The following is a 12,533-nucleotide window of genomic DNA, read 5'->3' as shown; positions in this document are numbered from 1 at the left end:
TTATGACCGTCTTGAAGAATATTGCTAAAGATAGAATCTTACAAATTACAGTATTAATTACTGTAGTGAGTCTTTTTTTTGCTAGACCACGACTTGCAGACATTAATTTTCATACATTATGGTCAGTGGCAGCAATGCTTACAATTATTCAAATATACGCTTATTTGCACGTACTGGATGTATTGGCATATAAATTGACCAGTATTGCTGATAATACACGTAAATTGAACATGTTATTTACGTTGTTAGCAGTTATTTCTGGTATGTTTTTGGGTAATGACATCACTTGTTTAACTTTAATACCTTTATATTTAAATATAGCCAAAAAATATGATTTGCCACAAATTTTACCAGTTACTTTAATCGGTATGGGGGCTAATATTGGGGCTGCTTTTACTCCATGGGGAAATCCACATAATATCTTCTTAGTTAGTCGATATGATGTTAACGCTGTGCAATTTTTTGCATGGTCAGTTCCTTATTTAGTAGCATCCATGATAATTTTAGGAATTATTTTCTTATTTATTCCCAAAGAAAAAATCCCAGTTCAAAAAACTGAAAGTATTAAAATCAGCTGGCGTCCAACTTTGATAACTACAGCCGTATTTATCTTTTTCTTTTTTGGTGTTTTCCGAGTTGTTAATATTATCTGGCCAATGCTTTTAGCAATTGTATTGGCACTTTTAATTAATCCTAGAATAATGCTCAAAATCGACTATGCCCTACTTTTAACTTTCACTGGTTTCTTTATTTTTATCAGTGATATTCAACAAATTCCAGCAATTGTGGATGGAATCCATATGATGGTTGGTTCAGAAATGTCAACATACTTTGCTTCTATTATTACAAGTCAAGTTATGAGCAATGTTCCATCTACTATTTTAGTTGGTAAATTTACTACATACGCTGAAGCACTATTTCTTGGATCTAACATTGGTGGATTCGGATCTGCAATTGGTTCAATGGCTAATATGTTAGTTCTTAAAACTTTTAACCAACATGCTACTGCAGATAAGGGTAAGTTCTTTAGAGAATGGTCCCTTATGCAATTTATCGGATTAATTATCTTGACAGCTGTAGGTTGGATTTTACTATTAATTTAGAAATTTTTTATTAAGATGCTTTAAAGGCATCTTTTTTTATTGCTTAAAAATTCTCAAATTAGTATAATTTCTATAACAAATTTTGTCTATACAGGAGGAAAAACTATGTCACCATTATTATGGATTGTACTTATAATTATTGTCTTATTAGTAGCTATTTATATTACAACTTATAACGGACTTCAACGAGCTAAAGTTTATACTGATGAAAGCTGGAGTCAAATTGATGTTCAATTGAAACGTCGAAATGATTTGATTCCAAATTTAGTTGAAACTGTTAAAGGTTATGCAAAACATGAAAGTGAAACTTTTGAAAAAGTTGTTCAATTACGCAACCAATTAACACAAGTTCCAAGCGGAGACCGCGAAGAAACTCTTAAAGTTTCTAACGAAATTACCGATTCACTTAAAACAATTTTTGCATTATCTGAAAATTATCCAGATTTAAAAGCTAACCAAAACTTCTTAAAGCTTCAAGAAGAGTTGACTAACACAGAAAACAAGATTGCTTATGCTCGTCAATTGTACAACTCAAGTGCCGCACAATATGACCAAAAGTTGTTAACTTTCCCATCTAATATCGTTGCTAAAATTCATAACTTCAAGAAAGTTGACTACTTGGAAACTCCACAAGAAGAAAAAGAAGTTCCAACTGTTAAGTTTTAATTTATAGGTAAAACAAAATGTTATACCAACAAATTGCACAAAACAAACGAAAGACTGTCATCGTTATGGCAGCTTTTGTCATTATTTTAACTCTAGTAGGGGCAGGTTTTGGCTACCTATTTGGAAATTCTCCAGTTATGGGAATCATTGTAGCATTCTTCGGTAGTTTGATTTACATGTTTATTGTGATGCAAAACCCTGCAAACATGGTTATGAGCCTTAATCACGCTCAAGAAATTCATGAATCAGACGATCCAGAATTGTGGCATATTATTGAAGATATGGCAATGGTAGGACGTGTTCCAATGCCACGAGTATTTATTATTCCAGACCCTAGCCCAAATGCTTTTGCTACAGGACGAGACCCAGAACACAGTGCTGTAGCTGTCACACAGGGCTTACGTGATATGATGAATCGTGAAGAATTAGAAGGAGTTTTAGGGCACGAAATTTCCCATATTCGCAATTATGATATTCGACTATCAACTATTGCTGTTGTCTTAGTTGGAGTTATATCATTTATTTCTGGAATGACCAGTCGTTTTATTTGGTGGGGCGGTGGACGCAGTCAAGATGACGATGATCGTGAATCCAACCCTCTTGAAATGATTTTCAAAATTATTGCTATAGTATTTGTATTAATTTTAGGGCCACTTTCAGCCAGTCTTGCACAAATGGCGCTTTCACGTAATCGTGAATACTTAGCTGATGCTTCTTCAGTCGAATTAACTCGGAATCCCCAAGGATTAATTTCTGCACTTCAAAAAATATCTGGCAGCGATCCAATGAAACAAGCTGACAGATCTAGTGCTGGAATGTATATTGAAAATCCATTTAAGCGTAATGGTTCCTTATTTGATACTCACCCACCTACAGAAGATAGAATTGCACGACTTGAAAAAATGTAATTAAAAGCCATTTCCTAGGAAATAACCTAAGAAATGGCTTTTTCTTATTTCAAATGAATACCAGCATTTCTAAATAACTCTTCACGCATAGCTGCAGGAGTTATATGATAATAGTCATTAAATTTTTTATAAAAGAATGACTTACTTGAATAACCAACACGTGAAATAATTTCTTTTAATGAAATATCCGGTTGAGCAAGCAGGATTTTAGCTTCTTGCATTCTTCTATCATCAACATGATCTACAAAACTCTTCCCTGTTTTTTGCTTAACCATATTAGAAAAGTAATTTGGATTAAAGCCGAAATATTTTGCAGTTTTTGATAATGAAATATCCTCAAAGTTATTATCAATATAATTATCAAGAGCCTTTTTCTCAAACTTAGTTTTATCAAGACTTGTTGAAGAAACCATTCTCTGATTTCTAATTGAAACTATCAACATCACCGTCAGCTCTGCTCCAATCAAAGCTCTTGTAAATAATTCTTCATTTAAATAGCCATCAATAATATGACGCATAATTTGCGAAGGACGAGTTAATAAGCTGTTTTTCATCCATAATACATGCTCTTGACTTAAGCTATGTGCGATCTTGTTAACTACTGCTTCCTCTTTAGTACCTCTATAGGCAAAATCTTTAAAAAACTTACGGTATTCAAACCCTGGCTGAAATTTAAACTTGGTAATCAAAGAATCTTTAGATTGGTTTAATACAGTATATTTACTGTTTTCTGTGAGTAATAATACACTACCAGCCCTTAAATTTAGAATCTTTTCTCCACTCTTGATTGTTACACTTCCCCTAACAACGTAAATGATTGTTGAAACATCCATTCTATAATGATGAACTGCGGTATCATAATTTTCAAGATAGATGGTAAACAAGTCAAAATTTTTGTTGCCTGCTTCAAGTTTTACCTCGTTACTTCCAGTTTTATCTGCTTTAAGTACACTCATAAGGTACTGATCCAACGCAACAGCTGTCATATGTCCACCTTCCTAGTTCATTAAACAAAACACTATACTTATATTGTATATCAAAAGTTAATATTATTTTAGTGCAACGGCTTACATTGTTGTAAAATGGACATTTTATATGATTTTTTCTATAATTAATTTGCGGGGTGCTATAAAATAGCTGAGAACATACCCATTGAACCTGATACAGGTAATGCTGTCGCAGGGAAAATACTATTTTATACGCCGCCTAACACAGGAGGCTTTTTTGATGAAAAATATTAAAATTAACAACTTATCCTTTGCTTATGAAAAAAATAATAATATTCTAAATAATATCAATTTGAATTTGGAACCGGGAAAATTTTATTTATTATCTGGTCCAACTGGATGCGGTAAAAGTACTCTTTTAAAATTGCTAGCAAATTTATACCCAAAATTCACAGGAAAAATCACATCTGGAAGCATTAACTGGAATCATTCAACTTATGCCATAATGTTTCAAAATCCTAGTCAGCAATTCACCATGGCTACTGCCAGAGAAGAAATTATTTTTGCGTTAGAAAATTTACAAAAAACGCCGCCTGAATATGAAAATCGTCTAAAAATCGCCACCAAGTTTACTCAAATCACAAATTTATTAGACCAAAAAATCTCTACAATGTCAGGTGGAGAAAAACAGCGCGTTGCCTTAGCTGTCTTAATTGCTATGGATGTCGATTATTTAATATTGGATGAACCATTTGCAAGCTGTGACCCTGAGTCTCGCATTTTTTTAATAAATAAGCTAATCCAACTCAAGAAAATAGGAAAAACCATTATTTTAAGTGACCATAATTTGAATAATTATCAAAAAATCTGTGATGACATTTTGCAATACCAAAATAATAGTTTTATTTTTCTTTCAAAATCAGAAAAAAATAAAATATTGAAGCCGGAAAATATTGAGACAAAACTCAACTTTTCATTACCTTCAAAGAAAGATAAATCTGCCTTTATTTTAAATCAAACTTCTATTAGTCAAAATCGTTTATTATTGAATCAAAAGTCTTTAAGTATTCCTCAAGAAAAAATTACATTAATTACTGGTGCTAATGGAATTGGTAAAAGTTCCTTTTTTGATACTTTAACAAAAATTCATCCATATTCTGGTTCAATTACATATCAAAATAATGAAATTTCTAAATTAAAATCACGTAAATACCTACTTCATGTTGCACAAGTCTTTCAAAATGCAAGCAATCAATTTTTAAAAGTAACAGTTGCAGATGAAATCAATTTAAGTAAAAAGCTTTGCAAAAACAATTTCTTTTCAGATAAAAAAATCCAGGAAATGCTTAAATTATTAAATTTAGATACTCATCTAAATCAAATTGTCTATTCCTTATCTGGTGGTCAACAAAAAAAGCTACAAATTTTATTAATGCTTCTATCTGGTCATGATGTACTTTTGTTTGATGAGCCCCTTAGTGGACTTGATAAAAATTCCAGTGAAATTGTTTTGCAATTAATTAGAGAAACTCAAAAAGAGCTCCATCAAACCATCTTAATTATTAGTCATCAACTGCAAGAAATGGACAAATGGTGTGATTACCATCTCGTATTTGCCAATCAACAACTAACTTATGTGGAGAATTAAGTATGAATCCTAGTCTCAAATTTATGCTGGCTTTTATTATTTCCCTGGAAATATCAATCAAGGAAAGTTTAACTACTAATCTGATTATTATTGCTGCAGCTTTAATTTATTTACTATTTAAAAAAATTAAGCCAAAATATTTGTTAAGTATTTTAATTGCACCTTTTATTGCAGCTTTTACAATTTTTGCAACGCTATATTGGTTTTCACCTCATCCAGATAAATATTCTGCTTGGGTTTTATCAACACGTGTCTATGTTTATGTTTTGACGATATCTTGTGTAATGATTGACACGACTGCTATTGAATTTGCTAGGTCATTGGAACAGAATCTGCATTTACCAAGTAAGTTTGCTTATGGTGTTTTAGCAGCATTAAATATCGTTCCCCAAATGCAACAAGCTGTTAAGAAAATTAGGACTAATGCCATGATGCGCGGACTTTATCTTTCATTTTGGTCACCGCAACTCTACTTTAAGGCAATTATCGTTGCGTTAAACTCTGCAGAAAATTTAGCTCAAGGTATGCAATCTCATGGCTACCAAGAAGAAGCATTAAGATCAACAATTATAAAAATTCCATTAACTAAAAAAGACTGGATAATTTTTATCACAGTCTTAATTCTAGTTAATGTTTCATTATTCTGTACATGTTAGTTTTACAAAGGCTTCTTCTGGATTTTGTGTTGGTGAAACAGATACAAAATCTTGATAAGATTCAAAGAAACTGATTTTTCCATTATTTAACAAATGAATATAACAATTCTCTTGATTCATATGACTCAATTCATGAGTCGTCACAATAACTAATTTTTCTTTATCTTTAGCCAGTTCTCCGATAGTTTTTTCAATTTGAATTTTAGAGACTGGATCAACTCCAGCCAAAGGCTCATCTAATAAAAATAACTTTTTATGTAATCGACTCTCAAAAAATAATAATAGCCATCTTCGTTCACCAACAGACATATTACCAAGTTTTCTATTTAATAATCTAGTATATAAATCTCTAAAATGTGGTGATAGCTTACTTATCTCAATTTTATTGTAACCTTGAGAAACACCAAAGATGAAATTACGTAAATCTCTTCCTGTCAAAGCTCCAAAAATTACCGGATTTTGTGTCTGATATAAAATTTCCTGCTTAGCAGGTAATCCCGTTATATTTCCATTAGTTGGTTCAACAATCCCACTGATTAAATCAAACATAGTACTTTTTCCTGCGCCGTTATAGCCAATTAAGTAATTTACTTTACCTGGAAGAAAAGTATCATTTAAGTTTGACCACACTATCGTATTTTTATAAGAAAATGACAAATCATGTAACTCTAGTTGCATATTCTCACCCCTATTAGTTTCTCATCATTATTGAATTTAATTTAACACGTGGAATTGCCCAAATTCCAATAATCATAAATATTATAAGTAATACTCCTACTGATAATGCCTGAAAAACAAATTGGTTTTGTGTAAATAATAGGTTATTACCAGCAATTAAAACTTGAGTTACATAGTCTACTGGATCAAGTCCATAGATAAGTTCCATTAAAAGATTATCTGTAGTTGGTCGACTTGCTGACAACCAAATTAAGAAAAGAAGAGCAATATTAATTCCAGTTCCTAAAGTGTTCATCTTAATGTTAAAGCTACCAATTACAACTGATGCCAACATCACTGGTGTAGCAGCAATAAGATAAGTAATTGTATAAAACATTAAAATTAGTAAAACATTTTTAATACTAAATACTGCAACAACCAAAGCAAAGATAATGGTACAAAGATAACCAAATAGCATTTCACTTAAAAATAATCCAAGAACAGGATATTTTTTATCTCCTCCTGAAATCATTGTGTATGTTTTAAGAAAGCCACTATCTCTAAAATTTATCAACTGCATCCCTATCCCATTTAATGCTGCAATTACGATAATATATCCTACGTAATTAACAGTTTGCAACAACAAATGCGATACAGGTATATTTTGTCCTAAACTTTTATAATTATTAAAAATAAATAAACCTGCTGGTAAAAACAAAGTATAAAGAAATGGTATTTTTTCTGATAAAATCACTTTATTAAAGGTCTTGAAGTAGTTTAGTATTTGCTTCATGAATTTCGCCTCTTTTTATATTTTAAATAATATTACCATTTTAATTTAAGTTTTGCCATATTTTTTTAAGCTTAATAAAAAATCTGCCTACTTTCTATAGACAGATTTCAATACTAATTTCTTCAATAATCATTTAACTCTATTCCACCATAGAATTCCTAAACCTAGCAAAACAAATAATTCTGGTAAAATAAAGTTCTCCCAATCAAATGATTTCTTCCATAAAACAATAAGTGCAATAATACCTATTAATTCCAGCATAATTCCCAGCTCACGTCTATTTTTCTTATCAAAATTACGCGGAATTTTCATAATCAAACTAATAACTAAACTAACAGCCCCAACAATTACTAATAAGCTTGCGATAAAAGTCAACACTGCTGAATTTTGATAATTTTGCCAAATTGGAATGCCGCAAATAAATAAAGCTGCTCCACAAATCAAAAAATCAATACTCATTGTCCAAAGCGTCAGACCAAATCCTAATTCTCTGGCACAAAAATACGATATTCCAAAGCCGATTATTACATTTAAGATAACGATAACTAACATCTTTCTAGTCCTCCGTTATCCTAATTGTACAACAAAACCGCCACTTGTTTTGTAAGTGGCGGTTTTAACATAATTAATAGTTCAACACAGAAGCTACACCAACTTTAACTATTTCAGCTTTTGAAGCTGGACTAGCTTTTTTATCTTTTTGCAATTGTTTAACCGTGAAGTGACCCTTCTTATTTTTTAATTCTTTAGCAGGAATAAAGACCTTGGTAGTTTTAGAACTAGTTTTCTTAGTTAGAACTTTATTTCCTTGGAAATACATTACTAAGTTGTTATTTGGAATTGTGCTGAAAGTATAACTTATACCTTTCTTAGTTCTACTTGATTTAATAGCAACTGGAGTTTTGGCAGCGTAGTTGTTTGATGTAACCTTACTAATTGGCGTTACACGCTTACCTTTGCTGTTTACTGCATATATGGTGAATGGTTTGTAACCCACAAACTTCACATCAGCAATGAAATGACCATTATTAACTTTAACAGTTTTCATCTTCTTGCCGTTATAATTGATAATAACTTTTTCACCTTTGGTAGCTAAACCAGAGAAGTTAAGTTCTTTGCTTTTTGTACTATAATTAATCTTCAATTTTTGAATCTTAGCTTCGTCAACTACTTGATTACTTGTAGCATTCACCGTCTGAGTTGATACATTAGCTGCACTAATTCCTAATAAGACAACGCTAGTTAACAAAATAAATGATTTCTTCATTTTATGCCTTCTTTACAGTATCATTTATTCCATTATAATACTTTATTTATGGTAGGGACTCCCACTATTAATCATAAAAGCTCGATAAATTTGTTCAATTAGTACTACACGCATCAATTGATGTGGCATCGTAAGTTTACCAAAACTAATCAAATCATCAGCACGCTTATTAACCGCCTCACTAGTTCCAAGACTGCCTCCAATTACAAAAGTAATATCTGAGTGACCATAAGTTGCTAAGTCCTGAATTTCTTTAGCAAATTCCTCGCTTGGTCTTTGCTTACCCTTGATTGCTGTTACATAAACATATTCTTTATCCTTTATTTTGGATAAAATTCTTTCTCCTTCTATTTTTTTAACTTGTTCATCTTGAGCAGCACTTAACTTTTCAGGAGCTTTTTCATCTGGCACCTGCACGATTTTTACTTTAGCAAAACGGCTGAGTCTTTTTTCATATTCAGCAATTGCATCTTTAAAATATTTTTCTTTTAGTTTTCCAACACATACAATTTTAATATTCATGCTTATAGTATACCATGACCTTCTTTTCCACATAGTATGCGAAACAAGATTTCTATATTTAGTGGTTAATAAATTCTACACACTATCATTAGTATCATATTATTTAATAATTCGGCTATTTTTACTCAAAACTCAAAAAATATCATTAAATTTCGAACAATTATAAAAAATATGATTCTTTAAGCATTTATAGCCCTTACATATAATAATTGGCAAAGCAGTTTATGAGATTAAATTCAATGTTTTTTTAAAAAACGGACTAATATTATCCACAATCCACAGAGTTATCCACAGATATAATTGCTTTATTATAATAGTGTATTTATTTCACGAACGATTTTATGTTACACATCATTATTATTCAGAAAAAAGAGCTTGCACATTACGCAAGCTCTTTTAAAATTTTTAATTTCCTTGAAGTTTAACTTTAACGTCTTGAGTTTTTCCATTTCTGTTAACTGTTACCGTTACAGTATCTCCAACTTTATGACTATAAAGAATGCTGTGAAGAGAAGCTACGTCACTAACACTCTTTCCATCAACCTTAGTAATGACGTCCTTAGTCTTAAGACCCGCTTTAGCTGCTGAGCCGTTACTTTCAAGCTGGGCAATATAAATACCACTCTTAAGCTTAGAATCAATACCCATTCTTGAACGATATGCATCAGGAATGCTATCTAACGCTACAACTCGTACGCCAAGTTGCGGACGAGTAATTTTACCCTTCTTAACTAGTTGGTTAACAATAGTTACAACTTCATTTGATGGAATAGCGAATCCCATCCCTTCAACAGAAGTACCATCCGTTGACTGTGATAACTTCATTGAATTAATTCCAATAACCTGACCTGCTGAGTTAACAAGAGCACCTCCTGAGTTACCTGGGTTAATTGCTGCATCTGTTTGAATAACTGTTTGCTGATTTGAAGAAGTTGTAATAGTTCTACTTGGAGCAGAAATGATACCCTGAGTTACAGTTGAAGCATATTCACTACCTAGAGGAGATCCTACAGCAATTACACTTTGACCTGCTTGAAGTGTTTTAGAATCTCCAAATTCAGCTACTTGGGTTACATATTTTGCATCAATAGAAAGAACTGCCAAGTCAGTAGTTGAATCAGTACCAACAATTTTAGCCTTTACAGTTTTACCATTTTCAAGCATAACTTCAACAGCATCACTACCTGAAACTACGTGGTTATTAGTTACAATGTAACCTTTACCATTTGACTTCATGTAAACAACACCGGAGCCTTCACTATAAGTTTCAAGTTTGTTGCTCTTTTTGCTGCTTGAAGAATCATCATCTCCACCAAATAAACTATAAATACTGCTAGAAGAAGATGATGATTGACGTTTTTGATTAATTACCGAAACAACGGCACCTTTTACTCTGTTATATGCACTAGTCATCGTACCGCTAGTCTTAGCACTTGATTTAGATAATTTAGTACTTGTAGAAGAAATACTTGTTTGAGCATCACTGTTAGAATTTTGGTTCATATGGTCAAGAACTGCATATGAGGCTCCTCCACCAATAAGTCCTGCCACTACACCAACAATTGCTGTCTTTACTAAAATATTATTACTTTTCTTTTTTTCATTAACTCTTTTTTGTGTGTTTGGATCTTGATTTTCCATAAAACTGTCCTCCTTGATTGATAATAATCATACTAGCTAAATTTGAAGTTTATATGAACAAAGTTTGCAAAAACTGCTAAATTTTAATTAGTTCTGTAGGAATTCCTGGATCAGTATCTAAAATCCTTACATCACTATCTAAATTAGCATCCCCATCAACTAACATTTCCATTGCTGTTTCATGAGCCAAATATTCAGTATTATTATGACTGCTTCTATGAGCTAAAAAGATATGCTTAGTTTTAGGGCAAACTACATCAAGCAATGCTTGTGCTGCATCTTCGTTCGACAAGTGACCAACATCTGATAAAATTCGCTGCTTTAATGACCAAGAATATGGTCCCTCTCTTAGCATCATAGTATCATAATTAAACTCCATCATGTAGGCATCCGCATCTTTAATGACACCTTCAACATTTTGTGACACATAACCTGTATCAGTTAAGAATGCAATACGCTTTCCGTCACTTTCAAAAACATAATATTGAGGATCAGCAGCATCATGACTTGTGGCAAATGCTGTTACATCCAAATCACCGAAGGTTTTAGTTTGCCCAGATTCAATAGTATTTATCTGCTCGACAGGAAGTTTACCAATTTTTTTACTTTCTAATAAATAATTCCAAGTTCCACTATTAGCAAATGCATTGATTTGTGGATATCGTCGCATCAATACTCCTAACCCTCCACTATGGTCAGTATGATCATGACTTAAAAAAGCCATATCAATATCTTTAATATCTACACCAACTTCTGCTAAAAGCTCTTGCGTTTTTTTACCAGATAAACCTGCATCCATTAAAATTTTATGTTGTTTAGTAACTATTAAGCTAGTATTACCAGTAGATCCACTTGCTAAAACAGAAACTTTCACCTAACTTTTTCCCTCCAATTTTAATTTTTTTCAACATTATAAGAAGTATTTGTCTGAAGCATTTGTGCAGTGTAAGCATTAACACGCTTCATTGTCACATTTTTTGTAGTTTTATTTTCTACCCAAACAAGCCAAGTTGGTAAGAAAATAATACTTCCCCTAACTTCTGTTAGCTTAGAATAGCCTAATTTAACTTGTATTACCTTAGAATTATTAGCTATTTCACGATCAGTATACATTGCTCTGATTGCATGCCATGGGCTAATTGTAGATTGCAATTCTCTAACAGGACTAACAGGACCCATATATGACATAGTATAATTAGTGATTTGACCATTTTGAACTGTTATAGTCAATTGTGCGTCATTATCATAAATTTGTCCGTAATCTGAATTTTGAACAAAAGTATAATTGTTTTCTCCAGACATATTTGGCTCATATTTAAATTGCTCACCATATGGAACATTTTTAGGATTATTTTTAAACTTTTCTAACTGCTTTAAAACTTCTTTTTGATTACCTTTAATGTCAACTTCTTGTTTAGGTGTTGCATATAAATTATTATCACTTTTTGAATAATGAGCATCCATATTAGTAAGCGAACTAACCTTTCCAGATAAATAATCACGATTTTTAGCAGCTAAATAGTATCCTGAAGCTTGTTTATCAGACAACTTTTCTGGCAAGTCAATGCCATCAGCTCTCATTTCTGAGCGAATATTAGTAATAGCAGTATTATTAGTGCCAGCATGACTTAAATTAACTGGTGAACGTAAGATCTCAACTCCTAGGTAAATATCAATCAAGGCAAAGACAATTAAAAATAACCATTCAATTCTTTTATGATCCAT

The 12,533-nt window shown here is 31.9% G+C and carries 14 protein-coding genes and 1 riboswitch; of the genes, 5 read left to right on the top strand and 9 right to left on the bottom strand.

Annotated features, from left to right (window positions below; translation table 11 throughout):
- Positions 1-2: 2 nt before the first annotated feature.
- The 3 genes from FOD82_RS00620 to htpX all read left to right on the top strand — a co-directional run bounded on the left by FOD82_RS00620 (position 3) and on the right by htpX (position 2,677).
- Positions 3-1,103 (top strand): SLC13 family permease, encoded by a 1,101-nt coding sequence (locus FOD82_RS00620; protein WP_144354580.1) that lies wholly within the window; start codon positions 3-5, stop codon positions 1,101-1,103.
- A 105-nt stretch (positions 1,104-1,208) separates the two neighbouring features.
- Positions 1,209-1,769 carry a LemA family protein gene (locus FOD82_RS00615; RefSeq protein ID WP_144354579.1) on the top strand — a complete coding sequence of 187 codons (561 nt, stop codon included), beginning with the start codon at positions 1,209-1,211 and terminating at the stop codon, positions 1,767-1,769.
- Positions 1,770-1,786: 17 nt separating this feature from the next.
- Positions 1,787-2,677: a zinc metalloprotease HtpX gene (gene htpX, locus FOD82_RS00610; RefSeq protein ID WP_144354578.1), complete on the top strand. Its 891-nt coding sequence runs from the start codon at positions 1,787-1,789 to the stop codon at positions 2,675-2,677.
- Positions 2,678-2,721: 44 nt separating this feature from the next.
- Here the strand turns inward: htpX and FOD82_RS00605 are convergent, their stop codons facing one another.
- A complete protein-coding gene (locus FOD82_RS00605; RefSeq protein ID WP_144354577.1) occupies positions 2,722-3,663 on the bottom strand; it encodes an AraC family transcriptional regulator in 942 nt (313 codons plus the stop codon).
- A gap of 123 nt (positions 3,664-3,786) precedes the next feature.
- A riboswitch (TPP riboswitch) is annotated at positions 3,787-3,879 on the top strand.
- A 25-nt stretch (positions 3,880-3,904) separates the two neighbouring features.
- Between FOD82_RS00605 and FOD82_RS00600 the strand changes: the two genes are divergently transcribed.
- Together FOD82_RS00600 and FOD82_RS00595 are read left to right on the top strand one after the other, a co-directional pair.
- Positions 3,905-5,272 carry an ABC transporter ATP-binding protein gene (locus FOD82_RS00600; protein WP_144354576.1) on the top strand — a complete coding sequence of 456 codons (1,368 nt, stop codon included), beginning with the start codon at positions 3,905-3,907 and terminating at the stop codon, positions 5,270-5,272.
- Between the two features lie 2 nt (positions 5,273-5,274).
- Positions 5,275-5,928: an energy-coupling factor transporter transmembrane component T gene (locus FOD82_RS00595; protein ID WP_144354575.1), complete on the top strand. Its 654-nt coding sequence runs from the start codon at positions 5,275-5,277 to the stop codon at positions 5,926-5,928.
- Here FOD82_RS00595 and FOD82_RS00590 read toward each other — a convergent pair.
- From FOD82_RS00590 to FOD82_RS00555, 8 genes are all read right to left on the bottom strand, one after another.
- Complete coding sequence (locus tag FOD82_RS00590) at positions 5,911-6,606, bottom strand: ATP-binding cassette domain-containing protein (RefSeq protein ID WP_144354574.1); 696 nt, start codon at positions 6,604-6,606, stop codon at positions 5,911-5,913. The two genes, FOD82_RS00595 and FOD82_RS00590, sit on opposite strands and share 18 nt — an antisense overlap.
- 13 nt (positions 6,607-6,619) lie before the next feature.
- Complete coding sequence (locus FOD82_RS00585) at positions 6,620-7,378, bottom strand: hypothetical protein (protein ID WP_144354573.1); 759 nt, start codon at positions 7,376-7,378, stop codon at positions 6,620-6,622.
- A gap of 129 nt (positions 7,379-7,507) precedes the next feature.
- Positions 7,508-7,930, bottom strand: coding sequence for a hypothetical protein (locus tag FOD82_RS00580; RefSeq protein ID WP_144354572.1), 423 nt, complete (start codon positions 7,928-7,930; stop codon positions 7,508-7,510).
- 73 nt (positions 7,931-8,003) lie between these two features.
- Complete coding sequence (locus FOD82_RS00575) at positions 8,004-8,645, bottom strand: hypothetical protein (protein WP_144354571.1); 642 nt, start codon at positions 8,643-8,645, stop codon at positions 8,004-8,006.
- 42 nt (positions 8,646-8,687) lie between these two features.
- Positions 8,688-9,167 carry a 23S rRNA (pseudouridine(1915)-N(3))-methyltransferase RlmH gene (gene rlmH / locus FOD82_RS00570; RefSeq protein ID WP_144354570.1) on the bottom strand — a complete coding sequence of 160 codons (480 nt, stop codon included), beginning with the start codon at positions 9,165-9,167 and terminating at the stop codon, positions 8,688-8,690.
- A gap of 405 nt (positions 9,168-9,572) precedes the next feature.
- Positions 9,573-10,808, bottom strand: a complete 1,236-nt coding sequence (locus FOD82_RS00565; protein ID WP_144354569.1) for a trypsin-like peptidase domain-containing protein — start codon at positions 10,806-10,808, stop codon at positions 9,573-9,575.
- Positions 10,809-10,884: 76 nt separating this feature from the next.
- A complete protein-coding gene (locus FOD82_RS00560; RefSeq protein WP_144354568.1) occupies positions 10,885-11,682 on the bottom strand; it encodes an MBL fold metallo-hydrolase in 798 nt (265 codons plus the stop codon).
- 20 nt (positions 11,683-11,702) lie between these two features.
- A complete protein-coding gene (locus tag FOD82_RS00555; RefSeq protein WP_144354567.1) occupies positions 11,703-12,533 on the bottom strand; it encodes a two-component system regulatory protein YycI in 831 nt (276 codons plus the stop codon).

Source organism: Lactobacillus sp. LL6, assembly GCF_007570935.1.
In the GTDB taxonomy this organism is placed as follows: Bacteria; Bacillota; Bacilli; order Lactobacillales; family Lactobacillaceae; genus Lactobacillus.
The sequence above is the reverse complement of the archived record's forward strand: the minus strand, read 5'-3'. Positions and strand labels throughout refer to the sequence as shown.

Bases quoted from the DNA above. Each gene is read 5' to 3' on its own strand.
- htpX (WP_144354578.1), top strand. From the start codon at position 1,787: ATGTTATACCAACAAATTGCACAAAACAAACGAAAGACTGTCATCGTT.
- FOD82_RS00580 (WP_144354572.1), bottom strand. From the start codon at position 7,930: ATGTTAGTTATCGTTATCTTAAATGTAATAATCGGCTTTGGAATATCG.
- FOD82_RS00555 (WP_144354567.1), bottom strand. From the start codon at position 12,533: ATGGATCATAAAAGAATTGAATGGTTATTTTTAATTGTCTTTGCCTTG.
- FOD82_RS00615 (WP_144354579.1), top strand. From the start codon at position 1,209: ATGTCACCATTATTATGGATTGTACTTATAATTATTGTCTTATTAGTA.
- FOD82_RS00600 (WP_144354576.1), top strand. From the start codon at position 3,905: ATGAAAAATATTAAAATTAACAACTTATCCTTTGCTTATGAAAAAAAT.
- FOD82_RS00595 (WP_144354575.1), top strand. From the start codon at position 5,275: ATGAATCCTAGTCTCAAATTTATGCTGGCTTTTATTATTTCCCTGGAA.
- FOD82_RS00575 (WP_144354571.1), bottom strand. From the start codon at position 8,645: ATGAAGAAATCATTTATTTTGTTAACTAGCGTTGTCTTATTAGGAATT.
- FOD82_RS00585 (WP_144354573.1), bottom strand. From the start codon at position 7,378: ATGAAGCAAATACTAAACTACTTCAAGACCTTTAATAAAGTGATTTTA.
- FOD82_RS00565 (WP_144354569.1), bottom strand. From the start codon at position 10,808: ATGGAAAATCAAGATCCAAACACACAAAAAAGAGTTAATGAAAAAAAG.
- rlmH (WP_144354570.1), bottom strand. From the start codon at position 9,167: ATGAATATTAAAATTGTATGTGTTGGAAAACTAAAAGAAAAATATTTT.
- FOD82_RS00590 (WP_144354574.1), bottom strand. From the start codon at position 6,606: ATGCAACTAGAGTTACATGATTTGTCATTTTCTTATAAAAATACGATA.
- FOD82_RS00620 (WP_144354580.1), top strand. From the start codon at position 3: ATGACCGTCTTGAAGAATATTGCTAAAGATAGAATCTTACAAATTACA.
- FOD82_RS00605 (WP_144354577.1), bottom strand. From the start codon at position 3,663: ATGACAGCTGTTGCGTTGGATCAGTACCTTATGAGTGTACTTAAAGCA.